The organism is Polaromonas sp. CG_9.5 (assembly GCF_035984465.1).
GTDB lineage: Bacteria > Pseudomonadota > Gammaproteobacteria > Burkholderiales > Burkholderiaceae_C > Polaromonas.
In genome coordinates this window covers 1-26,387 of sequence record NZ_JAXCHR010000010.1, presented here as the reverse complement: position 1 = coordinate 26,387, position 26,387 = coordinate 1, and the positions used below count along the sequence as shown (strand labels likewise).

Below are 26,387 nucleotides of genomic sequence, written 5' to 3'. Positions count from 1 at the left end.
CAGCAAACAGGGTCTTAAGGGCATTGCTCGAGCATTTCTTTGGCGTGCGCCAGCGTGGCGCCAGAAAGTTGTTCCCCGCCCAGCATGCGGGCAACTTCGTTCACGCGCTGCTCGCCTGTGACATGCTCGACGGTGCTGAACGTGATGCCTTGTTCGGATCGTTTGGCGACAACAAGGTGATGGTCGGCAAAGGCCGCCACTTGCGGCAAATGCGTGACGGTCATGACCTGCCGGTCTTTGCCAAGCTGCCTCATGAGCCGGCCCACGGTTTGCGCCACCGCGCCGCCCACGCCGGAATCGACTTCATCAAAAATCAGTGTCTGTGCCTGTCCCAGCTGGCTGGTGGTCACGGCAATGGCCAAGGCAATGCGCGAGAGTTCGCCGCCCGAGGCGACTTTTGAAACCGGTCGGGGCGTGCTGCCGCTGTGGCCAGCGACCAGAAACTCGGCCTGCTCCAGCCCATGCTGCGCTGGCTGCTCCAGCGGCATCAGTACGACTTCAAACCTGCCGCCCCGCATGCCCAGCTCCTGCATGGCCTGCGTAATGGCGTGAGACAACAGGGGCGCGGATTGGCTGCGCAGAGTGGAAACCTGCTGCGCCTCTTGCAAATAAGCCGCTTGGGCGTGGGCTTCATTTTTTTCAAGCTGGACCAGGTCCGCCGCTTTATCAAGCTGATGCAGTTCCAGCTGCCAGGACGCCAGCAATTCAGGCAGCTCGGCCGGCTTGCGTTTGTAGCGGCGTGCCAGGCTGACCCATTGGCCCAGACGTTCATCGAGTTCGGCCAGCCGCTGTGGCTCCAGTTCGGCGTGCCTTGCATAGCCGCGCAAGGAATGCACGGCATCTTCCATTTGTGCCAGTGCCGCGTTCAAAAGCTCGGTAAGCGCTTTGAATTCGGGCTCTATGTGCTCCTGATTTTGTAGTGAGCTGATGGCGCGGGAAAGCAGCGTGGCCGCGTTGTCGTCGGCTTCCTGCAAGGCATCGACCGCAGTCTGCACCGCTTCGCGCAAAGCCTGGACGTTTGACAACCGTCCGTGCTGCGTATTGAGCTCTTCCCATTCGCCGGCGTCAGGGGCCAGCTTTTCCAGCTCGCCAATTTGCCATGCCAGCCGTTCCCGGTCACGCAGCAGGCTGTCTTGTGCGCCTTGTGCCTGGGTCAGTGCTTTCTGCGCCTGACGCCATTGCTGCCAGAGCAAAGACAACGCTTCGGAGGAAACCTGGGCATAAGAGTCCAGCAGGCCGCGAACGGCCTCGGGGCGTGTCAGGCTTTGCCATGCATGCTGACCATGAATATCAACCAGCTGGCCCGCGAATTCCTTGAGTTGGGTGGCGGTGACGGCGCTGCCGTTGATCCAGGCCCGGCTTTTTCCCTGCGCATCGACCGTGCGGCGCAGCAGCAGGGTTTCACACGCTTCAAGGCCGGCTTGCTCCAGCCACGGTGTCAGCCGCGCCGGGCTGTCAAATTCTGCGCTGATTTCGCAGCGGGCAGCGCCTTCGCGGACCACGCCGGCATCCGAGCGTGCGCCTAGCACCAGTTGCAAAGCGCCAATCAAGATCGATTTGCCGGCGCCGGTTTCTCCTGTGAGCGCCGTAAATCCATCTGTCAAATCGAGGTTCATTTCGCGGACGATGACGAAATCGCGCAGGCTAATGCTTTTAAGGCTCATGACTCCATCCAGATCAGGCGGCGAAGCCGTGTGCGCTCAGGCCACGCCTTCATTCCAGTGCAGTTTTTTACGCAAGGTATCGAAGTAGCTCCAGCCCTTGGGATGCAGAAAACGCATCTGGAACTCCGACCGCCTGACGACGATCCGGTCGCCGTGCAGCAAGCTGGCCAGCGACTGCATGTCAAAACTTGCGCTCGCATCCCTGCCTGCTACAACTTCGATAGCTATCTCCCCTGAGTCAGACAGCACGATAGGCCGATTTGACAAGGTATGGGGGGCAATGGGCACCAACACCCAGCCGGCGATGGAAGGATGCAGCATCGGGCCGCCCGCAGACAGCGCGTAAGCGGTGGAGCCGGTCGGCGACGCAATGATCAAGCCGTCGGCACGCTGGTTGGCCACAAAGCGGCCATCGACTTCAACGCGCAATTCGACCATGCCGGAAGTCGCGCCGCGATTGACCACGACATCGTTCATGGCCGTTGCGCTGAAAACGCAGTGACCGTCGCGCATGACCTTGGCTGTCATCATGCCGCGCCGGTCTTCTTCGTACTCGCCGCGCAGCATGGGTTTGAGCGTGTCCTGATAGTCTTCAAAGGCGATGTCAGTGATGAAGCCGAGCCGCCCCTGATTGATGCCCACCACGGGCACGCCAAATTGAGCCAGCTGGCGACCAATGCCCAGCATGGTGCCGTCGCCGCCCACGACCAGCGCCAGATCGCAGTGAGCGCCGATTCCGGCTGCATTAAGGGTAGGAAACTGGCTCAAACCGGTATTGCGGGCGGTGTCTTCCTCAAGCGTGACCTCGCAGCCCTGGGTGCCCAGAAACTGCGCAATGTCCTCCAGTGCGGAACGAGAGCCTTGGGCGTTGTATTTGCCGATCAGGGCGACATGGCGGAATTGCGACTTCATCGTCAAATTACATCACAACATTCTTTGCAAGCTTCGTAAAATGTTCCCATGCTTGATAGTCGTGCCCGTTTGTTGTTGAAAGCGCTCGTTGAGCGCTATATTGCCGATGGCCACCCGGTCGGCTCACGTACGCTGTCCAAGGCTTCAGGCCTTGAACTGTCGCCCGCCACCATCCGCAATGTGATGAGCGACTTGGAGGATATGGGCCTGATCGTCAGCCCGCACACCTCTGCGGGCCGCATTCCCACCGCCAGAGGCTATCGCCTGTTCGTCGATACCATGCTCACCACGCAGCGCGATCCGTTCTCGGCTGCCTCGCACATGGCGCGTATCGCACCGGATCAGCCCCAGAAAGTCATCAGCAACGCAGCCCACATGCTGTCGAGCCTGTCGCAGTTTGTGGGCGTGGTGATGGCGCCGCGCCGCACTTCGGTGTTCAAACACATCGAGTTTTTACGCCTGTCTGAAAAGCGGTTTCTTGTCATCATTGTTTCCCCGGACGGCGATGTGCAAAACCGCGTCATCTTTACCGAGGCCGACTACACCGCTTCGCAACTGGTTGAGGCGTCGAATTTTCTTAATTCGCACTATGCCGGCATGGCGATAGAAGAAGTGCGCGAGCGCCTGAAAAATGAAGTCGAAGCGCTCAGGGGCGAAATTGCCACCTTGATGCAGGAAGCGGTGCTGGTCAGCTCAGAAGCCATCGAGTCACGCGACGAGGTTGTCGTTTCCGGCGAGCGCAACCTGCTGGCCATCAGTGATTTTTCCAGCGACATGGGCAATCTTCGCAAGTTGTTTGACCTGTTTGAGCAGAAAGCGCAACTGATGCGCCTGCTCGATGTGTCCAGCCGGGCAGAGGGCGTGCGGATTTACATCGGCGGCGAAAGCCAGGTCATTCCGTATCAGGAACTGTCGGTGGTCACCGCACCTTACGAAGTCGACGGGCAGGTCGTGGGAACGTTGGGCGTGATTGGCCCGATGCGCATGCCGTACGAAAAAATGATCCATATTGTCGACATCACGTCCAAACTGGTCAGCACCGCCCTGAGCCACAGCAAATAGAGCCACTACAATCTGCCGGTGGCATGGGGCGTTAGCTCAGTTGGTTAGAGCAGAGGACTCATAATCCTTTGGTCCACAGTTCAAGTCTGTGACGCCCTACCACGCTAGATATGGAAAGCCTGCTGCTTACAAAGTAGCAGGCTTTTTTATGGGCTGCGTTTGCTCAAACCGCAATAATTCACCATGACCCAAGCCAGCCTCTTCAAAATTCCTGAATCCGTACTGGTCGTCATTTACACGCCACAACTTGACGTGCTGCTGATTGAGCGTGTCGGCCATGCGGGGTTTTGGCAGAGTGTCACGGGCTCCAGGGATGCTTTGGACGAACCCTTGGCCGAGACAGCGCGGCGCGAGGTATTTGAAGAAACCGGCATTGCGGCCACGCCGGCCCAACTGCGCGACTGGGGCTTGATAAATGTGTACGACATTTACCCGGCCTGGCGGCACCGTTATGCGCCCGGTGTCACGCGCAACGCAGAGCATGTATTCGGTCTGACCGTGCCAACGACCTGCGCTGTCACGCTCAGTCCGAGTGAACACATTGCCTGGCAGTGGCTGCCGTATCGGACTGCTGCCGATACCTGCTTTTCGCCCTCCAATGCCGAGGCTGTTTTGCTGTTGCCGAGGTTCGTGGATTCAAAGGATTAAAGCGCGCTGAAGCTTTGCGCTGCTGTTCAGAGAGTGCGCTGAATACTGCTGGCACGCGAAGCCAACGTGGTAATCAAGGACAAAGCCTTTGCCGGGCAACTGCGTGCTTGTGTGCATGAAGCCGTGGCCCACCGCGGACAGCGCCTTGATGCGGCAGCTTATAGCCAGCGCTCTCTGGTCATGCGTGGGCAGGGCGGGGTCGCCTATGCCTTGATGCGGCTGGCGCTGCTGTTGACGGGTCAGCGTTATTGACGCTTCTTGCAGGTCAGCGCACCATCAGTCGCAAACCTTTGCTATTGAATACATAGCTGGATACGCAGGCAGGTAAAGCGCATGGGGCCTGAAAGGTCTATAAACAGGCGGTCAGAGCGGTTTTTGGCAGGCTGGTAATATCCAACATGCTTATGAAAACTACTACGCATCCCCAAGACGTGACTGATGAAGGAACGCCTGTATCGGTCAAGATTCGCGAACGCCTGGTGCTGGCGCGCAAGCGTTTCAATGCCAATGACAACATCGCCGAATTTATTGAGCCGGGTGAACTCGAACTGTTGCTCGACGAGGTGGAAGTCAAGATGCAGGGCGTGCTCGACAGCATGGTGATCGACACCGTCGGCGACCACAACACGGGCAATACGGCGCGCCGGGTCGCAAAAATGTACCTCAAAGAGGTATTCAATGGCCGCTATGTCGCGCCACCCAGAATTACCGAATTCCCCAACGCCGAGCATCTCAATGAGTTGATGATCGTCGGGCCGATTACCGTTCGCAGCGCCTGCTCGCACCATTTTTGCCCGGTCATCGGGAGAATCTGGATCGGTATCATGCCCAACGAACACACCAATGTGATTGGCCTTTCCAAATATGCGCGTTTGGCCGAGTGGGTGATGGGCCGTCCGCAGATCCAGGAAGAGGCGGTGGTGCAATTGGCCGACCTGATCATGGAAAAAACCCAGCCTGACGGTCTTGCCATTGTGATGGAAGCGAGCCACTACTGCATGGCCTGGCGCGGCGTCAAAGACATGGACAGCAAGATGATCAACTCGGTCATGCGCGGCGTGTTTTTGAAAGATTCAACCCTGCGCCGTGAATTTCTCGCGCTCATTCCACGCTAAGGATCAAATCATGTTGGTACGTTTGCTGTACGCCAGCCGCGCTGTAGACACCGGCGCCAGCGCGATTGAAGCGATTTTGGCCCAGTCCCGCCAGTACAACCCGACCTGCGGTATTACCGGCATTCTTTGCTACGGGGGCGGAATTTTCCTGCAGGCGATTGAAGGCGGCCGCATGGCCGTCAATGAGCTTTACGGCCACATCCAGAAAGACCTGCGTCATAAAGATGTGGTGTTGCTGGACTATGAAGAAATTTCCGAACGCCGCTTTGGCGGCTGGACGATGGGAACGGTCAACCTGCTCAAGTTGAACCATTCCATTTTGCTCAAATACTCGGAAAAAGCCGAACTCGATCCGTATTTGGCTTCGGGCAAGGTATCACTGGCATTGCTGGAAGAATTGATGGCCACAGCCGCCATCATCGGCCGCGCCTGAGAAATCCCCATTTGCCTTGCCAGTGCGACACGCTACGCACTGCGGGTAAAGCGTCAAGATGAGTACACGGGCTGCTATTTCCGAACTTCTGGTCGGCTGCGACTTTTCATCCAGTCCGAGCCGCCGCAAGCCCATCATGATGGCCACAGGCAGCGCGCTCAAAGGGCGCGTGGTGCTGGCCAATCTGGAGCGGCTGGATTCGCTTGACAGCTTTGAGCAGTGGCTGCGCCAAGAACGTGCGTGGACAGGCGCTTTTGACTTTCCCTTCGGCCTGCCGCGCGAGCTGGTCATGCACCTAGGCTGGCCCACGCAATGGCTTGAGTTGATGCGCCACTATGCAAGCCTGAGCCGGCCTGAGATACGCAACACTTTTGCTGCGTTTTGCGATGCACGTCCGGCCGGCCACAAATTTGCTCACCGCAGCACCGACAAGCCCGCTGGCTCCAGTCCATCCATGAAGTGGGTCAATCCACCGGTGGCGTACATGCTGCATGCTGGCGTGCCGCGACTGCTGGCTGCCGACGTTCATCTGCCTGGCCTTCACGACGGTGACATCCGGCGCGTTGCGCTGGAAGGTTATCCGGGCATGCTGGCGCGCGAAGTGCTGGGAAACCGTTCTTACAAAAGCGATGACAAGGCCAAACAGACGCCCGAGCGTTTGATTGCCCGCAAGGACTTGATTACTGCGTTGGAGCACGGCCAAAACCGGCTCGGCCTGCGCCTCAAAGTCAGTCATGCCCAGCGAGACGCGCTGGTCGATGATGCCAGCGGCGACAGTCTGGATGCCGTGTTGTGCCTGTTGCAAGCAGCGTGGGCTGCAGGGCAGGGCGCGCCGGCTTATGGGTTGCCTGCCGAGATGGATTCGCTTGAAGGCTGGATTGTGACGACCTGAAAGGCAGAGTACGGGGCGGGCACTGCCCAGCCTGATGCGCACACTTCAATTGCAAGCGGCTTTCCCCAAGCGCTATTGATCACGAGAAAATCTTCTTTTATGCCTTCATGCGTCAGATGAATGTGATGACACCGTTTTATGCATGAAATATTGGCTTTGTGCAGTATAGACGGGCGTATATAGCTATAAAATTAATAGCATTCAACATGTTTTACTTTATCCAAGAATACAACTCTGTCTTTTATCCTACGGCCACTTCGGCAGATGCGCACTACCTGAAGGTCGTCCACAAGCTAGAGTCAAGCCGACCTGCCTCAAAGGCGCTGTGTCAACCTTTCCCGGCAAATATTCGGTCTTTGAGTAGACCGAACTCAAGAATAGGAAATCACCATGAACACTCAAATTTTGCACGTATCCAATCGTCCAACCAACAAACCCAGTCGCCTCAATACGCCGCTGCTTGTGCTCACATCACTCACGCTGGCGCTTGCATTAAGCGCTTGTGGCAAGCAGGACGACAATCAGACTGCAGGTCAAAAACTCGATTCGGCCATTGCCAAAACCGGGCAGGCTGCAGAAGAGGCCAAGCTGAAAACCGAGCAATCGGCGTCCCAGGTCAAAGCCAAAACTGAAGAAACATTTGCCAATGCAGGCGCCGCATTGAAAGATGCTACGCAAAATGCCGAGTCTTCTGCAAAAGAGGTCGCCGGTAAAGCCGTTGAAAAAATGGACGATATGGCTATCAGCACGGCGATTTCAGCAGAGCTGGGCAAAGATCCCGACCTCAGCATTCTTAAAATTAATGTGGATACCAAGGATGGCGCAGTCACTTTGAACGGCTCTGCCCCGAATGAAGCCGCGCGCGAACGCGCTAGCGCGATTGCCAAAAAATTCAGCGGTGTACTGTCGGTGGACAACAAGCTGATTGTTAAACCAGCTTGACCACTTCATTCTGAACGGCCTGTAGCTTGAAATAAGTACAGGGCCGTCTGCTAAAAAACTTCGGGCTGTAGCCCGATTTTTATGGGTGCATGGGTTTGCGATGGCGAATCAAGCGCTCATAAAAAAGCAGGCAATGAACAAGTTCATTGCCTGCTTGATCTGCACCGTCTTTATCAGACGGTGCAAGAGACTGCAAGAGTCGCTTAAGGACGAACGACGATGTCGTTGCGAACGCTCTTGACGTTTTTCACGCCACGGGCAATGTTGTCAGCCTGCATTTTTTCGGTGCCTGATTTGGCAAAACCCGACAATTGCACGGTGCCATTGAGCGTTTCAACGCTGATGGAGGTCGCCGACACGGTCTTGTCTTCTGCGAACTTGGCCTTGACCGCCGTCGTAATGGCAGCATCATCGACATAGGCACCAGCGGTCTGCTGACCACGCCCGACGGCGCAGCCGCTGCCAATGATGGTGATTCCGGCCAATGCGGCGAATGCGATTGCGCGAGCGTATTTCATAGGGTTTCCTCTTCGAGTTGATTTAGTTGAGTTAGTGCAAAGTTTAAAAGGCCTGTTGATCAGCGGCACCACGCTCATCAACCTGCACCTGGTTTTTAAATGTCCAGCCAGTCCTTGAGCTCATCCGCATGCTCTTCTTCGACTGCCAATATATCTTCCAGCATGCGTCGGGTTGTGGGGTCTTTGTCTCCAAGCAGCGCGATCATCTGGCGGTAGGCTTCAATGGCGATCCGCTCAGCGACCAGATTGACCCGAATCATGGTTTTCAAATCATTGGATTCGTTGTAGTCGGCGTGACTGCGTTGCAGCAGTGTAGAAGGCGAAAAGTCAGGTTCGCCGCCCAGCTGCACAATACGTTCGGCAATGCGGTCTGCATGGCCCGCTTCTTCATTGGCGTGCTCCATGAACTCTTCGGCAATTTTGGGAGACGATGCGCCACTGGCCATAAAGTGATGGCGTTTGTAGCGTAGCACACACACCAGTTCGGTGGCCAGTGCGTCGTTCAGCAGCTTGATGATGGCATCGCGATGTGGGCCATAAGCCGGTGTAATCGCACCTTGGTCAAGACTGGTGCGCACTGCATCGAGTGCGGCTTGGTCAAGTTTCATTTCGCTTGAATCGTTGGATTTTGTAGTCATGGTGTCTTGTCCGTGTTTTGGGGGTGATAGGCTACAGAAGAAAGCATGGAGATCAGAGCGCTGGTAAGGCCTGATGACTTTATGGCTGCAGCCAGCAAGGTACCCGTTGAAACCATACGCCACGGCCGAATCACAACCACTGCGGCACCAACACCTGCTGAAATACTGATCAGTTTAAAGGGATGTGCTTTTGCGTAGTCGTCCAACAGAGGGCTGGCCAGTTCAACGGCAGTGCTGGCCGGATTGCGGTGCCACCACACGCGCATGGCATGTTTGATGATGCCCATCGTGCCGACAGAATTTTGGCGAGGCTCATCTGAGTCGTCAAAACCTTCATCACCCAAAGTATCGACTTCAAGGCTATGTCGGTTCATGTGCCTGATGATGGCCCTGCGGCTGATCGCCAAGCGCTCTTGAGGAGTAAGTTCGATAAGGGGGGCCATGCCAGTGTCTTTCCGTAGAACTCTTCAAGCAACCGTGCGCAATGCCTGCGCATCGCTGTCAATCTGGGCTTTGAGCTCTGGAAATCGCTCACTTTTGAGCGGTTTCATAGCGATCATGACAGCAACAATCAACAAGGCCAGCGCAAAGCCTGGCACAGCTACCAATGCCCAGTGAAATTGATTCTGAAGAAGCCCCAGCATCACGGCGGTTCCGGAGAGACCCAGAAAAACCACCAGTGCCAAAATAGCCACGACGCCCGCCACCACGCGCGCCAACAACTCCGAACCTGCGGTTGTGGCCTCTTTATGGAACAACGAGCCGTAGGCTGAGAGATGGTCCATGACCAGATCCGGCCTTTGCACAATCGTTGAAAAAAGAGGATGCAGCATAAATAAGGAGTCGGGTTGGTTATTGACGGTTGTCAGGGGCGGTCAGGCGCAGTTTTCAATAACGGTTGCGATTGCGGTGGCGCGATGCAGAAACCAGCAAGGCTACCGTCGCACCTACAGCTGCGGCCATCAACACTGAGCGCATCGGCTGATCGGAGACATAACGCGTGGTGGCGTCAGCGGCTTGCTTGAAAGATTTTTCTGCGCGCTCTTTGGCTTCTGAAGCCATGTCCAGGCTTTGGCGTGCCAACTTTTGGGCTTTGGATGCCAGCATATCAACTACAGGGTCGACACTGCCGCGCAATTCGCGTACCTTGCTTTCAGCCTTGTCCAGTGCATCGTTGGCGTGCTCGCGGGTGGTATCAAGCGCTTTGCCAGCAGATTGAAGCATGTCGTCTGAAGCTTTGCGAATTGCAGGTGCAGCATCATGAGCAATGTTTGAAGGGGTATTCATGTCTAGGTTCCTTGGTAGTTAAATGAAAAAGATAGCAGAAAAAAAGTGCTGAAAAGTGAAACGAGTAACTTAAAAATTATTCTTTCCTTGTCGGGCTAACCACAAGACTTACTATGGCCATGATAGCGAACAGAAAAAAAAGAATTTTGGTAATCTCTGCAGCGCCAGCAGCGATGCCACCGAAGCCGAAAACAGCTGCAATCAGGGTGATCACCAAGAAGACAACTGACTAATGAGGCATCTCGATATCCTTGTTATGCTTTTATGGGTTTTCGCATATCGATTCTTCTTTGAATTAGGTCAACGTAGGTTAACCCACGACACGGCAGCTCTTCATCAGCTTTAGACCTATACGTCTGTCAGTGGCTTGGATGCTGCCTTGTAGGAAAAAGACGACATTTTGTTACGCGCAGTTTTGCTGGGTTGAATTGGATTTCGGGGTGTGGGAACGCTAAATTTTTTCATGCATCTTTCGGCAATACCGCACCCACCTGGGTGCCGTCTCCTTCGGTGCTGGTCACAGTTAATTTGCCGCCAGCGGCTTCAACACGATGACGCATTCCAGCCAGCCCGTGGCTTCCAGGGCTGATGCTTTCCACCTTGAAGCCTTGGCCGTCGTCCTTGACGTCAATGCTGATGTAGCTCTCAAAGTCATGCAGGCTGATCTCTACTTGGGTGGCATTGGCATACTTGGCTATATTGGTCAGTGACTCCTGAACCAGCCGGTAAACAGTGAGTTGCGCTGCACCACCGAGTTCTACTGTTTCAAGATCTGTCGCGATAGAAAGTCCGGATCGTTCTTCAAATTCTCGTGCCAGGATTTCCAGTGAGGCTACCAAGCCCAAGTGGGACAGGGACGACGGGCGCAAGTCTTCCACGATGCGGCGCTTCAGGGCAATGCCGGTATTCAGGGTGCGAGTCAGGTGTTCAAGCCGTTCCAGGGCTTCAGGTAAGTTTCCAGCCAGTCGCGACTTCAACCGCGCAACATCAAGTTTTGCCGCCGTCAGCAATGCTCCCAGTTCATCGTGCAGCTCGCGTGCCAGATGGCCGCGTTCGTCTTCACGCACATTTTGCAAATGGGTTGCCAGTTCGGCCAGGCTGGCAGTACGGTCTCTGACCTGTTTTTCAAGCAGATCACGTTCGCGTTCTAGCGCCTCTTGCTCACGTTGGCCCGATGCAAGGAGTACTTTGGTTTGTATCAGGTACATGTAAAAAGCCAGCAGCCCCACCAGTGCCGTCGCGGCAATGCCGATGCGCGACAGCTGCAGCGCTTTTTTGATCTGGCTTTGTCCCTTTTCCATCTTCTGGATGCTGGTCGCCGAAAGTTTGCTCGATTGCTCACGAATGGCATCCATCTGCTCCTTGCCCACATCGGTGGTAAGGACAAATTTCCAGCCATCTTCGTTGCCATCCCTGCGCATGCGCACGCTCAAGTCCATCTCGGCCATCTTTTGCGACACATGACGCGACAGGATGTCAAAGTCGTTAAGTTGCGACGGTTCTGCAATGAACAGCTTGCGCAAGAGGTCAAGGTTTTCGCTGATGTCTCCTACCGCCGCGTGGTAAGGCGCCAGGTAGCGCAAGTCCCCTGTCAGCAAATAACCCCGCTGACCCGTTTCCGCATCGAGCACCTGACGAATCAGCTGGTTGATGGCGTTGCGGGTCTGTTGAGCCTGCTCAAAGTTGGCGACCGCAGTGGTCGACTGCTGAAAACTGACTTCGTTGATGAAAATAAGAAAGGCTGCGGCCAAGACGGCCAGTGGCATGCTGATGGCCATCTTGGGCAGGGCAAAATTTTTCAAGGCAAGCTCCAATCAGTACTTCAATGAATAACTCGTCAATAATGAGCGCTGATAATCAATGCAGTTGTCCCGGTTCAACAATAGTTTGGGTTGAGATTGCCGGGCAATACAGGTTTTATAGAAAGAGAGCGACATGATAAAAATTGGAATTGTGGATGACCACGCGATTGTGCGTTCTGGACTGAAACAGTTTTTTTCGGACCAGGTGGACTTGCGTGTTGTCGGCGAAGCTGCAAACGGACGCGAAGCGATTGATCTGGTTCGCAATGTCGAACTGGACATTCTGGTCATGGATTTATCTATGCCAGGGCAAAGCGGAATTGATGCGCTGGCCATGATACGTGCCAAAGCGCCTGATGTAGGTATCCTGATCCTGAGCGGTTATCCGGAAGAGCATTACGCGGTCAACCTGATTCGTCAGGGCGCGAGCGGCTACCTGAACAAGGAATGCGATCCATCTGAAATTGTTGATGCAATTCGGGTGATTTCGCTGGGCAAGCGCTACATCACTGCGGCCGTTGCGGAGCTTTTGGCGCAGCAGCTGAATCGTCCCAAGGACGTGGCTGCGCATGAGCAGTTGTCCGAGCGTGAGTTCCAGGTTTTCCTCAAGTTGGCCAAGGGTGAAACTGCGGGCGATATTGCCAAAGCACTTTCTCTGAGCGTGAAAACAGTCAGCACCTATCGCACCCGCGTGATGGAAAAGATGAGCCTTGCTTCCAACAGCGACTTGACTTATTACGCGCTTAAAAACAAGCTGATTGACTGAGAAACTGCTGTAGCCGCAAAATTCTTTAAAGAATGCGCGGCTATAAATTCAATGGTTAAACGCGTTACTTATTGTTTTTTGCTCTTGTGCCGGATAAAGGCTTATGGCTGCGCAAGCCGTGCTCGGCCATTGGCTCAGCTGGAAGGTTTTTCAGCGTCGATAGCCGTACTGTTTTGTTCAAGGCAGTAGTCGATCAAGGCATCAATCTCATTGGATTTGTCAAACACTGCATCTACGCCAAGCTGCGCGCACCGCTGGCGGATATCTGCTGTGGCGTAGTTGCTTAGAACCACTACCTTCTGCCGCGAAGGGCGATCCCTGCAAGCGGCCAGCACGCCCAATCCACTTCCTTGCTTCAGAAATAAATCGACTATGGCCAGATCCCATTCCTGGGAGTTGTCGGTCAACCAGGCTTTGCCATCATTTTCAGTTTCTGCTGTTCCTACAGCAATGATGCATGCAAGCTCTTCCAGAGTGCCAATCAGATTTTCCCGGATAGTGGGGTTGTCTTCGACGATGTATGTTTTCAGTCTCACGGCTCATGTCCAGTTAACGGTGGCAGTAAATTCGGTATGAGTTGCGAAAATTCCGACCAATACGGCTGGCAAGAGCCAGAAGATGCCAGCTTGGCTTGTAAGTTACTGTATCCGTTTCGTAGTGGTTTATTGTGCCAGCGGCCTTTGCCAGTATTTGTAGGGCATTTCCGACGGTTTTATGTCAATGCCCTGTAGGCAGGTGCCGACAGTTTTTTATCGCGCTTTCTGACGATCAAAAGCCAAGACCTGGGCAATAGTCAGAGGCATGCCCAGCGGCATTCTTGCGTGTTATTTGATCTGAATCTTCAGTGCAGCGCGCGTATTCTGGAAATGGCGAATAACCCCTGTACCCAAGCATGAAGTATTCCCTGTTGTTATCGACCACTTTTCGCCGCTGGCTGGCTGGACTTGCGGCATTGCTGGTCATGCTTGTCTTGCTGGTTTATTTTTTCCCTTGGGATCTCTTGCGAGGACCTATCAATCGTTATGTCTCAGAGCAGTTGGGTCGGCGTTTTGAGATTACGCAACACCTGTCTGTAGATGTTGGACGCACCACCACGGTTCGGGCGCAAGGGGTAGAAATTGCCAATCCTGAATGGGCCCATGACCCCTACCTACTGAAAGCCACTGCGGCCGAATTTGACATCAGGCTGTTTCCGCTTCTCTTCGGAAAAGTGGTGCTGTCCCGAATTTCTCTGACCGAACCCAAGGCTGGCCTGCAGATTGAGCCCGATGGCAGAAGAACCTGGGCGCTTTCGCGGGACACTTCTGACACCAGTGCGGTGCCAGAGATTGGCGCTGTCATAGTGGATAAGGGCAGTGTGAATTACCTCGCCAGAGAGCAAGGTGCCGATCTGGATATCGATTTTTCTCTAGCCCCGGAGTCAGGCAATCCGCTTCCCCTGAGCTACAAAGCAAGCGGCAAATGGAAAAATGGCGCATTTACGGCCAACGGTCGTACGGGGGGCGTATTGAAATTCAGCAAGGACACGCAAGCGCCTTTTCCGATTGAGGTAAACGCCGTGGCAGGAAGAACCACCTTGAAAGCCAAGGGTTCGATTGCTAATCTTGCCGACTTGGAGGGGATTGATGCGACGTTCGACTTGCAGGGTCAAAATCTGGACGATCTGTACACGCTGCTGGGCGTAGTGATGCCATCAACGCCACCTTACAAACTGCGCGGTAAGCTGGAAAAAAAGGAAAAGCTCTGGGCAGTCACTCAGATGCAGGGGCTGCTCGGCAAGTCCGATCTCAGCGGTGTATTGAGTTTTGATCAGTCTGCGGCGACACCTCTTTTAAGCGGAAAAATACATTCAAAAATAATGGACTTTGCGGATTTGGGGCCCATCATTGGTTTGGAGCCCTCCAGCAGCTCAGCCCCAAAAGCAGTGGCCGCTGCACATAACAAAAAAGCCAAGCCATCGGCTGCCACTTCAGGCAAACGTGCCGCTACCGCTGGAACTGCTCCGGGCAAGGTGTTGCCCACAACACCGCTGGATGTCACCAAACTCAAAGCCATGAATGCTGATGTGACATACGCAGCCGCTGACATCCGGCACGTGCGCGAATTGCCGCTTGACAAGGGTTCTGTTCACATCAAGCTCAATGCAGGGCTGCTGCAGCTCGAACCTATTTCACTCGGAATAGCTGGCGGCGCACTGGCTGGCACGATCCGCATTGATGCCAATGTGATGCCTGCGTCCTTCACCACTAACCTGGACGCGCGCGCTTTGCAGCTCAACCAGTTGTTTCCGACTGTCAAGAACACCAAAACCAGCCTGGGCAAGATCAGCGGACAGTTTGACTTGAAAGGGCGTGGCAATTCAGTGGCTGAAATGCTGGGCTCTGCGTCAGGCAATGTGGCGGTTTTGATGGGTAAAGGCGAAATCAGCAACATCCTGCTCGAATTCATGGGACTCGACGGCGGCGAAGTGATCAAGTTCCTGTTGAGAGGCGACCGTAATGTGCAGTTAAGGTGCGCTGCAGCGGCCTTTGATGTGAAGCAGGGCCTGATGAGCAGCCGCGCCATCGTGCTTGATACCAGTGACACCGTGATTACCGGAGAAGGGCAGATCAGTCTGCGCAACGAAACGCTCGATATCTTGCTCAAGCCAAAACCCAAAGACATGAGTATTTTGAGTCTGCGGTCACCACTGCGAATTGGCGGTACGTTCGCCGATATGTCAGCAGGGCCGGAAAAAGCAGCTTTGGCCGGCCGGGCCGGTCTGGCGCTGCTTCTGGGGGCTATCAATCCATTGCTGGCGCTGGCTGCAACGATAGAAACCGGCCCCGGCGTCAATGCAGATTGCGCTGCCGTTCTCAAGGAAGCTGACCAACGCAAGTCAACCTCGAAATCTTCATCGACTGTCAAAAAGTAATTTTTGCCGGACCGGGCGATTGGTCAGAAGGCTGATGTGGCGGAGCCTTCCGGGGCGGTTCCGGCACAAACCGAACAGGCCCGATTACGCATCAGTTTCATGTCATGCCATTCCATATTCCGCCCGTCAAGCATCAGCAGTCTTCCTGTGAGTGATTGGCCAATACCGCACAAAATTTTCAGGGCTTCTGCGGCCTGAACCGTGCCGATAATGCCCACCAGAGGCGCAAACACGCCCATGGCGGCGCATCGCGTTTCTTCCAACAGGTCTGTTTCCGGAAAAATGCAGGCATAGCAGGGCGAGGCGGCACTGCGCAGGTCATACACCGTTACCTGTCCGTCAAAACGTATCGCCGCCCCCGAGACCAGAGGTTTTGAATGTTTGACACAGGCCCGGTTAATGGCGTGGCGGGTCGCAAAATTATCGGTGCAGTCCAGCACCAGGTCGACTCCGCCCACTAGCCGTTCAAGCAGGCTGTCGTCAGCCAGCTCAGTCACCGGGATCACTTTTACATCGGGGTTGAGAGCGGCAACCGCCTGCACCACCGAATCCGCCTTGAATTCGCCAATTCGTTCCAGGGTATGGGCAATCTGGCGCTGCAGGTTGGTAGCGTCCACGCGGTCATGGTCTACCAGGGTGATGCGTCCAACGCCCGCCGCACCCAGGTACAAAGCGACCGGCGAGCCCAAACCGCCAGCGCCAATGATCAGCACATGCGATGCAAGGAGCTTTTCCTGCCCTTCAATGCCTATTTCGTCGAGCAGGATGTGCCGGGAATAGCGAAGCAGCTGTTCGTCGTTCATGGAAAAGTAAAAAAGCCGGCCGCTTGAAGGCGACGCGGCAGGTTGATGACTTCAAAAATTAAAAAAGGATAAACCAGCGTCTTGATTGTGCAAGAGCCGGCCTTTTGTGACCAGAGACTGAGATCAGACTCGCTTAGTTATCTTTTTTCTCGTTCTTGGGTTCAACCACTGCTGTCTTGCTGACCAGTACAGGCTTGCCCTTGAGTTGATTGAGGGCCTGCGCCAGCGGAAAGTCCTTGTCGCTGCCCAGTTCGGGCGGGCGACGTTGTTCAGGTGTCTTTTTCGCTTCTTCTTCAAGCCGCTTCAATGCGTCTTCGCGGGCTTTTTCACGGCCTGCGTCTTTTACTTCAGCGCCCTGGCCACTGTTGAGGTGCTTTTCCAGGTCGGCTTCACGGGTGCGCAATGCGGCAAAAGGACTGCCTTCGGCGGTTTCATCCACCATCACGTCAGGCACGATACCGCGTGCCTGAATCGACTTGCCGCTTGGCGTGTAGTAGCGCGCCGTGGTCAGCTTGATGCCCGTGTCAGGCCCCAGCGGACGCACTGTCTGCACCGACCCTTTGCCGAAAGTCTGGTTGCCCATGATAATGGCGCGTTTGTGGTCTTGCAATGCGCCAGCTACGATTTCACTGGCCGAGGCCGAGCCTTCGTTGACGAGCACCACCAGCGGAACCGTCTTAAGGGCTGCTGGCAAACCTTTGAGCGGGTCAGCGCCACTGCGGCGCTGGTAAAACTCGGGCGACGCCTTGAAAGTGGATTTGCTTTCGGGCAGCTGCCCGTTGGTCGAAACTACCGTCACGTTCTCAGGCAAAAAGGCGGCTGACACCGCAACCGCAGCATCCAGCAAGCCGCCCGGGTCATTGCGCAGATCAAGCACCAAGCCTTTCAGGTTGGGTTCCTGCTTGTAAATCTGCTCCATCTTGGTGACAAAGTCATCCACCGTGCGATCCTGAAACTGGCTCAGGCGAATCCAGGCATAGCCGGGTTCAATGACTTTGCTGCGAACCGACTGCGTGCGAATTTCTTCACGCGTGATGCTGACCGGGAAGGTGCGGCTTTCATCTTTGCGGAAAATCGTCAGCAGCACCTTGGTCTGGGGTTCGCCCCGCATTTTTTTGACGGCATCGTTCAGGCTCAAGCCCTTGACGGCCGTGTCATCAATGCGCGTGATCAGGTCGTTCGGCTTCAAGCCGGCGCGGTCGGCGGGCGAGCCTTCGATCGGCGAGACCACCTTGACCAATCCGTCTTCCTGGGTGATTTCGATGCCCACACCGACAAAACGGCCCGACGTGCCCTCGCGGAATTCCTTGTACGACTTCTTGTCAAAATACGCCGAATGCGGGTCCAGACTGGCCACCATGCCCGTGATGGCGTCGGTGATCAGTTTCTTTTCGTCCACGGGCTCCACATAGTCAGTTTTGACCATGCCGAAAACTGCTGCGAGCTGCTGCAATTCTTCCAGTGGCAAAGGTGCCATGCCGGCACGGGCGACCGCCTGCAGTTGCACCGTGGTAAGTGCTCCTGCCATTGCGCCAATGGCAATCCAGCCTGTTATCTTGAGCTTCTGACCCATAAAAAATTTTCCTAAGCCTGTTGAGGAACCCATGCTCCTTGGTATCGAAGAAATATACACCTTGGAGATACGCTGAACATTTCAGTTCCACCCGCCGCGCACCGCGACCTTCTAAAAGTGCGGCTGACGGACTGGTTTTGCAAGGCTTTACCGGATTTTTACAAATCTGGCGGCCAATGTGCGCATCAGTGGCATTCATGGCTGCGCGCACTGGCAGTCCCGGCAAGCTTTTCAGGGCGCTTGCCGGGTGATTCATCCGGTTTTATGCCGATTTCCCCTGTGCCGCAATCGCTGCGGCCGCTTTGGCTGCGGCTTCCTGGTCGCCCAGGTAATAGCTGCGCAGCGGCTTGAGTTCAGCGTCCAGTTCATACACCAGCGGGATGCCATTCGGAATATTCAGGCCGACGATGTCGCTGTCTGAAATGTTGTCCAGGTACTTCACCAGCGCCCGGATCGAATTGCCGTGCGCGGCCACCACGACGCGTTTGCCGGCCTTGATGGCGGGCGCCATGGCTTCTGTCCAGAACGGCATGACGCGCTCTACGGTGTCCTTGAGGCACTCGGTCAGCGGCACCTGGCCGGGCTGCAGCTTGGCGTAACGCCGGTCACTGCGTTCGCTGCGGATGTCATCGGCGGCCAGCGGCGGCGGCGGCGTGTCGTAGCTGCGGCGCCAGACCAGCACCTGCTCGTCGCCAAACTTCTTGGCGGTTTCACTCTTGTTCAGCCCCTGCAGGTCGCCGTAATGCCGTTCGTTGAGCCGCCAGCTGTGCACCACCGGCAACCAGGTCTGGTCCATCTCGTCCAGCACATGCCAAAGCGTGCGGGTCGCCCGTTTGAGCACGCTGGTATAGGCCATGTCAAATTCATAACCTTCTGCCTTGAGCAACTGGCCTGAATTTTTCGCTTGCGCGATGCCGGTTTCGGTAAGGTCGACATCGGTCCAGCCGGTAAAGCGGTTGTCCAGATTCCAGGTTGATTCGCCGTGGCGGATGAGCACGAGTTTGTACATGGTTTTTGAAGGTTTAAAAGAATTGAAAAGAGTTGGAAATAGTCATAAGCGCGGAATAAAGGGCATGCCCTTAGGCTAACGTCTGCCTCCATTCTAAAATCACCGCTTGAGTGAAAAACATACAAAGGGTCTACGTGAAATTTCTGATCGATAACTGGATGCTGATTTCGATAGCCATTGCCTCTGGCGGCATGCTGCTCTGGCCCATGATTGCCGGCGGCATGAATGCCGGTGCGCTGAATGCCAGCGGCGCGGTGCAGCTTATCAACCGCGAAAAAGCCGTGGTCATTGATGTGTGCGAGCCGGCTGAATTTGCTGCCAGCCATGTCGGCGGCGCCAAAAACGTGCCCTTGGGCGAGCTAGAGGCCAAACTGCCTTTGGTGGTCAAGAACAAAGCCTTGCCGCTGATCATCGTATGCGCCACCGGCGCGCGTTCCGGCCGCGCAGTGGCGATTGCCAAAAAACTCGGCTACGAGCAAGCCCAATCGCTGGGCGGTGGACTTAAGGCGTGGAAAGACGCTAATCTGCCGATTGAAAAAGCCTGAACAGGCGCCAGTTCTTGTAGATGCCCGGCTGCTTTTAATGCAGCGGCCAAGCATTGAACTGATCCCTTTCTTTCCTGCCCGCCACATGCGCGGGCACTGACCCGGAGAAACTCCCCATGCAAACCGTCAAGATTTACGCCACCGGCTCCTGCCCGTACTGCATTCAGGCCAAACAACTGCTCAAGCAGCGCGGCGTCACCGAACTCGACGAAATCCGGGTTGATCTGGTGCCCGGTGAGCGCCAGAAAATGATGGAAATCACCGGCCGGCGCAGCGTGCCGCAGATTTTTATCGGCAACACCCATGTGGGCGGCTGCGACGATCTGGTCGCCCTTGACGAGCGTGGCGGCTTGCTTCCCTTGCTGGCTGGCGCTTGATCCAGCGCTTTCCTGCATGGCGTGATTGATGCCGCCGGAGGGCCGCTTTTGCGGGCGGCTGGCCGGTGATAATGCGCCTCAGCCTGCCTCTGGGCCGGTGCCTTTGACGGGCGCTGGCCGACACCGAGGCAGATTGATCCCTTCCGATTTTTTAGCACCCTGACGAAAGAACACCATGGCCGAAACCAATCTTGATCCCGTATTCCAGATCCAGCGCGTTTACCTCAAGGACATGTCGCTCGAGCAACCCAATTCGCCTGAAATCCTGTTGAACCAGGAGCAGCCCAGCGTCGAAATCCAGCTCGGCGTGGACGCCAAGCCGGTCGCCGAAGGCCTGTTTGAAATCACCGTGACCGCCATGGTGCACACCAAGATCGAAGACAAGACCGTGTTTCTGGTCGAAGCCAAGCAAGCCGGTATTTTTGAAATCCGCAATATCCAGGACGAGCAGATGAGCTCGCTCCTCGGCATTGCCTGCCCGCAAATCGTTTACCCGTACCTGCGCAGCAATGTGGCCGACGTCGTTCAGCGCGCCGGATTTCCGCCCGTGCACATGGCCGAAATCAACTTCCAGGCCATGTACGAGCAGCAGCAGGCCGACGCCGCGATGGCTTCTGCCATGCCCCTGCCTGAAGCGCCGCAAATCATTGTCTGATGGTCGGCCCGGGATGAATGTCCCGGGCCGTCACGCTGAATCGCCATGAAAATAGTTGTTTTGGGAGCCGGTGCCTGGGGCACTGCCCTGGCCGTGAATGCCGCACGCGCTGCCCATGCCGGCATGACGCGGCACCAGGTCACCCTGTGGGCACGCAATGCCGCACAAGTGCAGTCGCTGCAGGCCGAGCGCGCCAATACCCGCTACCTGCCCGGCATCGCCTTGCCTGAAAGCCTGCTGCTGCATGGCGGCGGCGAAGCGTCGCTGGCCCAGGCGGTCAGCGGACAAGACCTGATCATCCTCGCCACCCCGGTTGCCGCCGCACGCGGCATGTTGCAGCGCCTGCAGCACGTGACAGTGCCGCTGGCGTGGCTCAGCAAAGGGTTTGAAGCGCCGGTTGCGCCGGTTGCGCCAGATTTGGCTTCAACTGCGCTTTCAGCACCTTTTGGCCGCATGGTGCATGAAGTACGGGCGCAAGTCGCTATTCATTTAAGAGCAGGTGTGTTCAGCGGCCCGAGCTTTGCGCTGGAAGTGGCGCGCGGCCAGCCGACGGCGCTGGTGGCTGCCAGTGAACACGCCGAAGTGCGCGCGGCGCTGGTGGCGGCCTTTCACAGTCCCAGCCTGCGGGTGTATGCCACCGACGACGTGGTGGGTGTCGAGGTCGGCGGGGCTGTCAAGAACGTGCTGGCGATTGCCACCGGCCTGTGCGACGGACTGCAGCTGGGTCTGAATGCCCGCGCCGCCCTGATCACCCGGGGTCTGGCCGAAATGACACGCTTGGGCGTGGCGCTGGGCGCGCGACCCGAGACGTTTACCGGCCTGTCGGGCCTGGGCGACCTGGTGCTGACGGCCACTGGCGACCTGAGCCGCAACCGCAAGGTCGGCCTGCTGCTGGCGCAAGGCAAAAGCCTGCCCGAAGTGCTGGCGTCGCTCGGCCATGTGGCTGAAGGGGTTTATTGCGCCCGCACCGTGGTGCAACGCGCCGCCGGCCTGGGCGTGGACATGCCGATTGCGCAGAGCGTGGTGGCCTTGCTCGACGGCAAGCTCAAGCCGTCCGAAGCGGTCGCGCTGCTGATGGAGCGCGAGCCAAAAGCCGAAATGGCATGCTATTGATTCAATAGCTGGTCACGCCCGTCCCGGTTGCGGGATAGGCATATTTGATCATTATTTCCGAAGCACGATGGTCAGCAGCAGCGACGAATCCTGCACCGCCTCCAGCGCGTGGTCGACGCCGCCTTCGAGCCAGATCAGCTGACCGGCCATCATTTGCCGGGTTTGCCCGCCTGCCGTCAGGTTAATCGCGCCCTCCAGACAGTGAATCATGATGTCGCCCCTGACCCCGTGCGACGGCATGCTTTTGCCCGCCGGCATGACCAAGCGAATGACCTCCAGTTCATCGCTTTTGAACAGCGCGACATTGCGCGACTCAGACAGCTGGTCGCCCAGCGGCTGAACGTCAACCAGTTGTCCGGGGGCGGCGTGGGTAATGGCCATAGTGAAGTTCCTTGAAAACGGGAGATGAAAGGTTTTTACAAAGTTTATACCGCGCAGCGCGGGCAAAGCCATTGTGAGGGCGTGGCTTAAACCGCTGGCGGTGTCCAGGTTGCGGCTGCCGCTGCCTGGTAGTTTTCGTCCAGCCGGGGTTGCAGCAGCACCAGCGCCGCCAGGCGCCGCGCCATGGCGGTGACTTCCATGATCTCGGCCATCGTCAGGGCGCGGCCCAGCACGCGTTGCTCGCGGTAGCTGAGCCACTTTTTGATCACCTGGTAGCCGCCGATCGTGAAGTCCCAGACCGGCTGGGGCACGTTTTTCCAGCAGGCCGTGGCGTTGAGGTACACGTCCAGCGTCGGCGTGCTGCCCAAGGCAGCGGCTTGCTCGCCGGGCTGGGGCGCGCGCGGCTCGGTTTTGCCCTTGCCCGGCATGGTGATGCTGCCCTGGCCGCCGCTGCCCCAGCCGGCCGTCAAGGCAAATTCGGCGGGTGTGAGCGCGCCCCCGCCGGTGCGGCTGATGACGGCGATAGGCTTGAGTTCATCGCGTATCGCGCCTTGCGTCACGCCGGGCACCGGGGTTTCGGTGTCGAGCAGGGCGGCGACCTGACGGCCCAGCGCGGCAGACGCCAGCAGGGCGCCCCGCGAGGCGGGCAGGGGAATGCGGGGCCAGTCCTGGCGCAAACCGCCGGAGTTGCCGGTGAGGTAACTATGGGATTGCATCACCGCCAGGCTATGGAAAAAAAGATCTTTCGCCCCGGCCTGGACTTGTTCCAGATAGTGAACCGCTGTTGCCGTCAGGTTTTCACGCCAATGCGATGAATCGGTCGAAGCCTGTGTTTCATCGCTCAAATAGAGGGGAATTCCCCGCGTTCCGCTGTCTTGCAAATTCAAGTCTGCCAGTAGATGGGTGGCAAAGGCGGGTTCCGGTGTTTCCTTGCGGGTGCGAGCGGTTGTAAAAATCCATAGATTGCCTGCAAATGCCTGCGGTGCGTAATCCGGTCTCTTTTCGTCCAGCAATTTGCCAATCGGATACCAAAACAGCCAACGCATATCCATTGGGCGATAGCAGTAACGAACATAACTTCCGACCTCCATGCCGTGATGGATGGCTTCCTTGCGTTCCTGGGCCGCATTGAAACGTCCGCCGCTTTGCATGAGCGCCGGTATTTCTTGCGCGATGCTGGCATCGGTCACGTCCGGGTTGAAATAACGCTGCATGCGCTGCTCAAGTTCGGTGCGGTCCATCCCGATCAGCGCGGCATCGCGGCTGGTTTTCACGCCAGGGTAAGACACCGGAAACAGTTCGGGCAGGCGCGGCCAGTCGAGGTAGTTCACGGCAGTCGCCAGCGGTGCCAAGACGTGACCCAGAACGGCGGCGGGCGCAATGCTTTGCCACACAGGGCCGGATACCCCGTCGCACTCAGCCAGCAGCTTGCGCTTGCCCGCACCCCAGAAAGAACGCACATGAACGGGCGCTTTCGCATGGGCGGGCGGTGCTGCGCTGTTGGCGAGCTGCAGGCTTTTTTCCCCGTGGTTACGTCCGGTGCAAAGCAGCGTGGCAATGGCGGTGCCGACTTGAATGCCTTCGCGGTTGCTGGGCGTGGAAAAGGCGCTGGGGTCGGGCAGGCCTTCTGGCGTGAGTTTGCCGGTGCGGTATTTGTCGCCATGCAGGTTGTCGATCCAAATCTGGTCGAACACATCCAAAAACCGCTCGCGCATGGCGGGGTGGCTCAGGCCATCGAGCCACGAGTAATTGCTGATGTAGCTGACGATGCCGCGTCCGGCATGTTCGGCAATCTGGCGTTCGGCCATGCGGAAAAAGCGCACATACAAATCGTTCAGCCCCTGGCCTTGCGGCTGTGGCCCGGTTTTGGCGACGCGGTAGGCGTTGCTCAGGTCGCGCTCTTCGGCCATGCTGGCACCCGCGTAACCGTTGTAGGGCGGGTTGCCAATAATCACCAATATCGGCTGGCCACGCTTGATTTTTTCTGCGGCTTCGCGCTCCTGGGCGATTTCGGGGAACTGCTCAATCTGCTCCTTGGGCGAGCCGGGCGGCGGCGGCTCCCAGCCGGTGAGCGAGTTGGTCAGGTACACGCCAGCGCGTTCGCCGTCCTGCAGCGGCGCGCCGAGCTTGCGCAGCACCAGTCCCATCTGCAAATGCGCCACCACGTAAGGCGCGGGCAGCAGCTCAAAGCCGAACAGGCGGGTGGTGGTGGCCTGCTTGAGCTGATGGGCGGTCATGGCGTCCATGCCTTGCGCCTTGAATTTTTCACCGATCAGGCGCAGCACTTCCACCAGATAGGCGCCCGTACCGCAGCACGGGTCGAGCACCACCACGTTCGGGTCGGCCAGCCCGTCGGGCAAACCCAGCTCGGTTTGCAGCAGCTCATCGACGCGCGCCACCTGGTAGCGCACGATTTCTTCGGGCGTGTACCAGACGCCCAGTTCGCGGCGCAGGTCCGGGTCAAACGCTTCGAGAAAGGGCTCGTAGAAATACTGCACCGCCCGGTCGGCTTCAAACTTGCTGAAAAAAGCGGGTTTGTCCACCCGATTCAGCGCGTCTGCGGCCCAGTCCAGTACTTCGGCCAGGTTCAGCGGCTTGAGCTTGCTGGGCAGCGTGAGCTGCTCGAACAGTGCCGAGACCATGGGCACATGCAGGCTGTGAGCGGCGGTTTTCCAGTCAAAGTTCTCTGGCGGCGCATCGGATTCATGCTGCAACACCCAGGCGGCAAACATGCCGTAAAACAGGGTTTGTACCAGCGTCGAGCGGAAAAACTGCTCGCCCTTGTCGCCTTCAAACGTCAGGCCGAGGGCTTTTTCGAGGCTGGCTTTCAGGGCGTTCAGGGGCGCAATGGCCACGTCGCCCGCTGCCATGATGCGGTGACGCGCCTCCCGCGCATAGCTGGCCAGCAAGGCGGCCAAATCCTTGGGGTCGGACAACGGGGCTTTGTGCAGCAGCACGCGGGCCAGAAAGTCTTCAAACGCTTCGCCCTGGTCGGTTTGGGCCTTGGTCGGATGCGCGGCCAGCGCCCAGAAGCTGGCTTCATCAGCAGCCAGGGTGAAGCGCTCCAGCGTGACGCGCTGGCCGCCGCGCTCACCAATCAAGAGCCAGTCGCGCAGGTTGGTGACCAGCACCAGCTGGTAGCGGCTCCAGTATTTGCTGATTTGCTGGCTGGTGGCCGTGTCGTTGACGGGCTCGGCGGGGCTTTTGACCTCAATCACGCCGCGCGCCGGAGCGCCCAGGTTTTTCACTTCGGCGCTGGCGCGGTCGAACTGGTCAGCGGTGAACAGGCCGCCGTCGGGGTTGCCGGCGCCCAGGTTCTTGAGTTGCATCACGCAGCGCACACGCGGCTTGAGCGCGTGGCCGACGGCGTCCAACAGGTTGTTCAGCGCGGTGTAGCAGGAGGTTTCTTTCGTTCCGCCGCCGCTGCCATGAACGCCGCGCACGGCATGAAGGAATGTTTCAAGAGAAAGCGTTTTTGCCATGAAGCCGAGTCTTATGGTTGTAGTTTTTGGGGAGAAAGTGATTTTTGGTATCGAAAATGATACCATTTAGGTATGAAATTGCGAGTAGTTCTCGATACCAACATATTTATTGGCGCTTGCCTGGGGGTTGGTGCTTCAAATCAGGCGCTTGCCGCCGGTTTGCAGGGCTTGTATTTGCCGTTGATGGGCTCGGCCTTGTTCCTGGAGCATGAGGCAGTTCTTGGGCGCGATGCGTTGTTTGCCTCTTGCCGGCTAACGCAGCCAGAAAGGTCTGAGTTGCTGGACATCTATCTGGCTACTTGTGAATGGACGCGGATATATTTTGGCTGGCGCCCCAATCTGCGTGACGAGGGTGACAACCATTTGATGGAACTTGCCGTAGCAGGCGGCGCACACTACCTGGTCACACGAAATTTGCGCGACTTTGCAGCCAGCGAATTGGCGTTCCCTGGGCTGCGAATCGTCAGTCCTGAAACTTTTTTGAAGGAGATCTCATCATGAGCGCTTTGACCCTCCGGTTGCCAGACGACAAACACCAGCGCCTGCGCCTGCTGGCCCGCAGTCGGGGCACCACCATCAATCGATTAATGGATGAAATGACCAGTCTGATGCTGGCCGAGTTTGATGCTGAAACGCGCTTTCGGGTGCGTGCGCAGGCCGGTGCTGGCCAGGCTGAACGGGGTTTGGCGCTGCTGGGCAAGGCGCTGGGCTGAAGCAGGGAGATTTTTAGCCGTTTCTAATGCGCCAACTAATCATTTTTTGTAACTACTCAGCTCCCTCGAAGTGATAAGCGAGAATAAGAGCAATGCCCAGCCTGCCCGATCTCAGCGAACTCAGTCCTGCGCAAAAGGACGAG

The 26,387-nt window shown here is 57.0% G+C and carries 30 protein-coding genes and 1 tRNA gene; 16 read left to right on the top strand and 15 right to left on the bottom strand.

Annotated features, from left to right (window positions below):
* Nucleotides 1–14: 14 nt before the first annotated feature.
* On the bottom strand, nucleotides 15–1,664 hold the full coding sequence (recN, locus tag RCH06_RS09755; RefSeq protein ID WP_327081267.1) for a DNA repair protein RecN: 1,650 nt from the start codon (nucleotides 1,662–1,664) through the stop codon (nucleotides 15–17).
* 36 nt (nucleotides 1,665–1,700) lie between these two features.
* A complete protein-coding gene (locus RCH06_RS09750) occupies nucleotides 1,701–2,576 on the bottom strand; it encodes an NAD kinase (protein WP_327081266.1) in 876 nt (291 codons plus the stop codon).
* A gap of 48 nt (nucleotides 2,577–2,624) precedes the next feature.
* Between RCH06_RS09750 and hrcA the strand changes: the two genes are divergently transcribed.
* The 8 genes from hrcA to RCH06_RS09710 all read left to right on the top strand — a co-directional run bounded on the left by hrcA (nucleotide 2,625) and on the right by RCH06_RS09710 (nucleotide 7,668).
* Entirely contained in the window at nucleotides 2,625–3,638 is a 1,014-nt protein-coding gene (gene hrcA, locus RCH06_RS09745) for a heat-inducible transcriptional repressor HrcA (RefSeq protein WP_327081265.1), read from the top strand.
* A gap of 25 nt (nucleotides 3,639–3,663) precedes the next feature.
* Nucleotides 3,664–3,740: transfer RNA gene (locus RCH06_RS09740), tRNA-Ile, on the top strand.
* Between the two features lie 81 nt (nucleotides 3,741–3,821).
* On the top strand, nucleotides 3,822–4,286 hold the full coding sequence (gene nudB / locus RCH06_RS09735; protein WP_327081264.1) for a dihydroneopterin triphosphate diphosphatase: 465 nt from the start codon (nucleotides 3,822–3,824) through the stop codon (nucleotides 4,284–4,286).
* A 66-nt stretch (nucleotides 4,287–4,352) separates the two neighbouring features.
* Nucleotides 4,353–4,538: a hypothetical protein gene (locus RCH06_RS09730; protein ID WP_327081263.1), complete on the top strand. Its 186-nt coding sequence runs from the start codon at nucleotides 4,353–4,355 to the stop codon at nucleotides 4,536–4,538.
* Between the two features lie 146 nt (nucleotides 4,539–4,684).
* Nucleotides 4,685–5,401: a GTP cyclohydrolase I gene (gene folE, locus RCH06_RS09725; RefSeq protein ID WP_327081262.1), complete on the top strand. Its 717-nt coding sequence runs from the start codon at nucleotides 4,685–4,687 to the stop codon at nucleotides 5,399–5,401.
* A gap of 10 nt (nucleotides 5,402–5,411) precedes the next feature.
* Complete coding sequence (locus RCH06_RS09720; protein WP_327081261.1) at nucleotides 5,412–5,834, top strand: BLUF domain-containing protein; 423 nt, start codon at nucleotides 5,412–5,414, stop codon at nucleotides 5,832–5,834.
* 58 nt (nucleotides 5,835–5,892) lie between these two features.
* Complete coding sequence (locus RCH06_RS09715) at nucleotides 5,893–6,726, top strand: DUF429 domain-containing protein (RefSeq protein WP_327081260.1); 834 nt, start codon at nucleotides 5,893–5,895, stop codon at nucleotides 6,724–6,726.
* A gap of 390 nt (nucleotides 6,727–7,116) precedes the next feature.
* A complete protein-coding gene (locus RCH06_RS09710) occupies nucleotides 7,117–7,668 on the top strand; it encodes a BON domain-containing protein (RefSeq protein ID WP_327081259.1) in 552 nt (183 codons plus the stop codon).
* Nucleotides 7,669–7,871: 203 nt separating this feature from the next.
* Here RCH06_RS09710 and RCH06_RS09705 read toward each other — a convergent pair whose 3' ends face one another.
* From RCH06_RS09705 to RCH06_RS09675, 7 genes are all read right to left on the bottom strand, one after another.
* A complete protein-coding gene (locus RCH06_RS09705) occupies nucleotides 7,872–8,186 on the bottom strand; it encodes a BON domain-containing protein (RefSeq protein WP_327081258.1) in 315 nt (104 codons plus the stop codon).
* Between the two features lie 95 nt (nucleotides 8,187–8,281).
* On the bottom strand, nucleotides 8,282–8,794 hold the full coding sequence (locus tag RCH06_RS09700) for a ferritin-like domain-containing protein (RefSeq protein WP_442799636.1): 513 nt from the start codon (nucleotides 8,792–8,794) through the stop codon (nucleotides 8,282–8,284).
* Nucleotides 8,795–8,820: 26 nt separating this feature from the next.
* A complete protein-coding gene (locus tag RCH06_RS09695; protein ID WP_327081256.1) occupies nucleotides 8,821–9,267 on the bottom strand; it encodes a hypothetical protein in 447 nt (148 codons plus the stop codon).
* 24 nt (nucleotides 9,268–9,291) lie between these two features.
* A complete protein-coding gene (locus tag RCH06_RS09690) occupies nucleotides 9,292–9,657 on the bottom strand; it encodes a hypothetical protein (RefSeq protein ID WP_327081255.1) in 366 nt (121 codons plus the stop codon).
* Between the two features lie 55 nt (nucleotides 9,658–9,712).
* A complete protein-coding gene (locus tag RCH06_RS09685; RefSeq protein WP_327081254.1) occupies nucleotides 9,713–10,111 on the bottom strand; it encodes a hypothetical protein in 399 nt (132 codons plus the stop codon).
* A gap of 76 nt (nucleotides 10,112–10,187) precedes the next feature.
* A complete protein-coding gene (locus tag RCH06_RS09680) occupies nucleotides 10,188–10,328 on the bottom strand; it encodes a DUF1328 family protein (protein WP_327081253.1) in 141 nt (46 codons plus the stop codon).
* Between the two features lie 244 nt (nucleotides 10,329–10,572).
* A complete protein-coding gene (locus tag RCH06_RS09675) occupies nucleotides 10,573–11,913 on the bottom strand; it encodes a CHASE3 domain-containing protein (protein WP_327081252.1) in 1,341 nt (446 codons plus the stop codon).
* Nucleotides 11,914–12,046: 133 nt separating this feature from the next.
* Here RCH06_RS09675 and RCH06_RS09670 point away from each other — a divergent pair, with 133 nt between their 5' ends.
* Nucleotides 12,047–12,679: a response regulator transcription factor gene (locus RCH06_RS09670; RefSeq protein WP_327081251.1), complete on the top strand. Its 633-nt coding sequence runs from the start codon at nucleotides 12,047–12,049 to the stop codon at nucleotides 12,677–12,679.
* Nucleotides 12,680–12,813: 134 nt separating this feature from the next.
* Here the strand turns inward: RCH06_RS09670 and RCH06_RS09665 are convergent, their stop codons facing one another.
* Complete coding sequence (locus RCH06_RS09665; RefSeq protein ID WP_327081250.1) at nucleotides 12,814–13,215, bottom strand: response regulator; 402 nt, start codon at nucleotides 13,213–13,215, stop codon at nucleotides 12,814–12,816.
* A 356-nt stretch (nucleotides 13,216–13,571) separates the two neighbouring features.
* Here RCH06_RS09665 and RCH06_RS09660 point away from each other — a divergent pair, with 356 nt between their 5' ends.
* A complete protein-coding gene (locus RCH06_RS09660) occupies nucleotides 13,572–15,593 on the top strand; it encodes an AsmA family protein (protein ID WP_327081249.1) in 2,022 nt (673 codons plus the stop codon).
* Nucleotides 15,594–15,616: 23 nt separating this feature from the next.
* On the opposite strand, the gene RCH06_RS09655 is transcribed toward RCH06_RS09660, so the two are convergent.
* From RCH06_RS09655 to gpmA, 3 genes are all read right to left on the bottom strand, one after another.
* Nucleotides 15,617–16,396: a HesA/MoeB/ThiF family protein gene (locus RCH06_RS09655; RefSeq protein WP_327081248.1), complete on the bottom strand. Its 780-nt coding sequence runs from the start codon at nucleotides 16,394–16,396 to the stop codon at nucleotides 15,617–15,619.
* Between the two features lie 133 nt (nucleotides 16,397–16,529).
* Nucleotides 16,530–17,969 carry a S41 family peptidase gene (locus RCH06_RS09650; RefSeq protein WP_327081247.1) on the bottom strand — a complete coding sequence of 480 codons (1,440 nt, stop codon included), beginning with the start codon at nucleotides 17,967–17,969 and terminating at the stop codon, nucleotides 16,530–16,532.
* Between the two features lie 262 nt (nucleotides 17,970–18,231).
* A complete protein-coding gene (gpmA, locus tag RCH06_RS09645; protein WP_327081246.1) occupies nucleotides 18,232–18,978 on the bottom strand; it encodes a 2,3-diphosphoglycerate-dependent phosphoglycerate mutase in 747 nt (248 codons plus the stop codon).
* Between the two features lie 134 nt (nucleotides 18,979–19,112).
* On the opposite strand from gpmA, the gene RCH06_RS09640 reads away from it, so the two are divergent.
* The 4 genes from RCH06_RS09640 to RCH06_RS09625 all read left to right on the top strand — a co-directional run bounded on the left by RCH06_RS09640 (nucleotide 19,113) and on the right by RCH06_RS09625 (nucleotide 21,668).
* Entirely contained in the window at nucleotides 19,113–19,523 is a 411-nt protein-coding gene (locus RCH06_RS09640) for a rhodanese-like domain-containing protein (protein ID WP_327081245.1), read from the top strand.
* Nucleotides 19,524–19,639: 116 nt separating this feature from the next.
* Nucleotides 19,640–19,900, top strand: coding sequence for a glutaredoxin 3 (gene grxC, locus RCH06_RS09635; protein ID WP_327081244.1), 261 nt, complete (start codon nucleotides 19,640–19,642; stop codon nucleotides 19,898–19,900).
* Nucleotides 19,901–20,075: 175 nt separating this feature from the next.
* Nucleotides 20,076–20,555 carry a protein-export chaperone SecB gene (gene secB, locus RCH06_RS09630; RefSeq protein ID WP_327081243.1) on the top strand — a complete coding sequence of 160 codons (480 nt, stop codon included), beginning with the start codon at nucleotides 20,076–20,078 and terminating at the stop codon, nucleotides 20,553–20,555.
* 45 nt (nucleotides 20,556–20,600) lie between these two features.
* On the top strand, nucleotides 20,601–21,668 hold the full coding sequence (locus tag RCH06_RS09625) for an NAD(P)H-dependent glycerol-3-phosphate dehydrogenase (protein ID WP_327081242.1): 1,068 nt from the start codon (nucleotides 20,601–20,603) through the stop codon (nucleotides 21,666–21,668).
* 51 nt (nucleotides 21,669–21,719) lie between these two features.
* Here RCH06_RS09625 and RCH06_RS09620 read toward each other — a convergent pair whose 3' ends face one another.
* A complete protein-coding gene (locus RCH06_RS09620; protein WP_327081241.1) occupies nucleotides 21,720–22,049 on the bottom strand; it encodes a cupin domain-containing protein in 330 nt (109 codons plus the stop codon).
* Nucleotides 22,050–22,135: 86 nt separating this feature from the next.
* The gene (locus RCH06_RS09615) at nucleotides 22,136–25,531 is read right to left on the bottom strand and encodes a type ISP restriction/modification enzyme (RefSeq protein WP_327081240.1); all 3,396 of its coding nucleotides are present in this window, start codon (nucleotides 25,529–25,531) and stop codon (nucleotides 22,136–22,138) included.
* Between the two features lie 72 nt (nucleotides 25,532–25,603).
* On the opposite strand from RCH06_RS09615, the gene RCH06_RS09610 reads away from it, so the two are divergent.
* Complete coding sequence (locus RCH06_RS09610; protein ID WP_327081239.1) at nucleotides 25,604–26,032, top strand: PIN domain-containing protein; 429 nt, start codon at nucleotides 25,604–25,606, stop codon at nucleotides 26,030–26,032.
* Nucleotides 26,029–26,244, top strand: coding sequence for a toxin-antitoxin system HicB family antitoxin (locus tag RCH06_RS09605; protein WP_327081238.1), 216 nt, complete (start codon nucleotides 26,029–26,031; stop codon nucleotides 26,242–26,244). Before RCH06_RS09610 ends, RCH06_RS09605 begins: the two co-directional genes overlap by 4 nt.
* The last annotated feature ends 143 nt before the right edge of the window (nucleotides 26,245–26,387 follow it).

Bases quoted from the DNA above. Each gene is read 5' to 3' on its own strand.
- RCH06_RS09650 (WP_327081247.1), bottom strand. From the start codon at position 17,969: ATGGGTCAGAAGCTCAAGATAACAGGCTGGATTGCCATTGGCGCAATG.
- folE (WP_327081262.1), top strand. From the start codon at position 4,685: ATGCTTATGAAAACTACTACGCATCCCCAAGACGTGACTGATGAAGGA.
- recN (WP_327081267.1), bottom strand. From the start codon at position 1,664: ATGAGCCTTAAAAGCATTAGCCTGCGCGATTTCGTCATCGTCCGCGAA.
- secB (WP_327081243.1), top strand. From the start codon at position 20,076: ATGGCCGAAACCAATCTTGATCCCGTATTCCAGATCCAGCGCGTTTAC.
- RCH06_RS09720 (WP_327081261.1), top strand. From the start codon at position 5,412: ATGTTGGTACGTTTGCTGTACGCCAGCCGCGCTGTAGACACCGGCGCC.
- RCH06_RS09670 (WP_327081251.1), top strand. From the start codon at position 12,047: ATGATAAAAATTGGAATTGTGGATGACCACGCGATTGTGCGTTCTGGA.
- RCH06_RS09615 (WP_327081240.1), bottom strand. From the start codon at position 25,531: ATGGCAAAAACGCTTTCTCTTGAAACATTCCTTCATGCCGTGCGCGGC.
- RCH06_RS09710 (WP_327081259.1), top strand. From the start codon at position 7,117: ATGAACACTCAAATTTTGCACGTATCCAATCGTCCAACCAACAAACCC.
- RCH06_RS09610 (WP_327081239.1), top strand. From the start codon at position 25,604: ATGAAATTGCGAGTAGTTCTCGATACCAACATATTTATTGGCGCTTGC.
- RCH06_RS09690 (WP_327081255.1), bottom strand. From the start codon at position 9,657: ATGCTGCATCCTCTTTTTTCAACGATTGTGCAAAGGCCGGATCTGGTC.
- RCH06_RS09625 (WP_327081242.1), top strand. From the start codon at position 20,601: ATGAAAATAGTTGTTTTGGGAGCCGGTGCCTGGGGCACTGCCCTGGCC.
- RCH06_RS09715 (WP_327081260.1), top strand. From the start codon at position 5,893: ATGAGTACACGGGCTGCTATTTCCGAACTTCTGGTCGGCTGCGACTTT.
- RCH06_RS09705 (WP_327081258.1), bottom strand. From the start codon at position 8,186: ATGAAATACGCTCGCGCAATCGCATTCGCCGCATTGGCCGGAATCACC.
- RCH06_RS09685 (WP_327081254.1), bottom strand. From the start codon at position 10,111: ATGAATACCCCTTCAAACATTGCTCATGATGCTGCACCTGCAATTCGC.
- RCH06_RS09655 (WP_327081248.1), bottom strand. From the start codon at position 16,396: ATGAACGACGAACAGCTGCTTCGCTATTCCCGGCACATCCTGCTCGAC.
- RCH06_RS09660 (WP_327081249.1), top strand. From the start codon at position 13,572: ATGAAGTATTCCCTGTTGTTATCGACCACTTTTCGCCGCTGGCTGGCT.
- hrcA (WP_327081265.1), top strand. From the start codon at position 2,625: ATGCTTGATAGTCGTGCCCGTTTGTTGTTGAAAGCGCTCGTTGAGCGC.
- nudB (WP_327081264.1), top strand. From the start codon at position 3,822: ATGACCCAAGCCAGCCTCTTCAAAATTCCTGAATCCGTACTGGTCGTC.
- RCH06_RS09695 (WP_327081256.1), bottom strand. From the start codon at position 9,267: ATGGCCCCCCTTATCGAACTTACTCCTCAAGAGCGCTTGGCGATCAGC.
- grxC (WP_327081244.1), top strand. From the start codon at position 19,640: ATGCAAACCGTCAAGATTTACGCCACCGGCTCCTGCCCGTACTGCATT.
- RCH06_RS09700 (WP_442799636.1), bottom strand. From the start codon at position 8,794: ATGAAACTTGACCAAGCCGCACTCGATGCAGTGCGCACCAGTCTTGAC.
- RCH06_RS09605 (WP_327081238.1), top strand. From the start codon at position 26,029: ATGAGCGCTTTGACCCTCCGGTTGCCAGACGACAAACACCAGCGCCTG.
- RCH06_RS09750 (WP_327081266.1), bottom strand. From the start codon at position 2,576: ATGAAGTCGCAATTCCGCCATGTCGCCCTGATCGGCAAATACAACGCC.
- RCH06_RS09620 (WP_327081241.1), bottom strand. From the start codon at position 22,049: ATGGCCATTACCCACGCCGCCCCCGGACAACTGGTTGACGTTCAGCCG.
- gpmA (WP_327081246.1), bottom strand. From the start codon at position 18,978: ATGTACAAACTCGTGCTCATCCGCCACGGCGAATCAACCTGGAATCTG.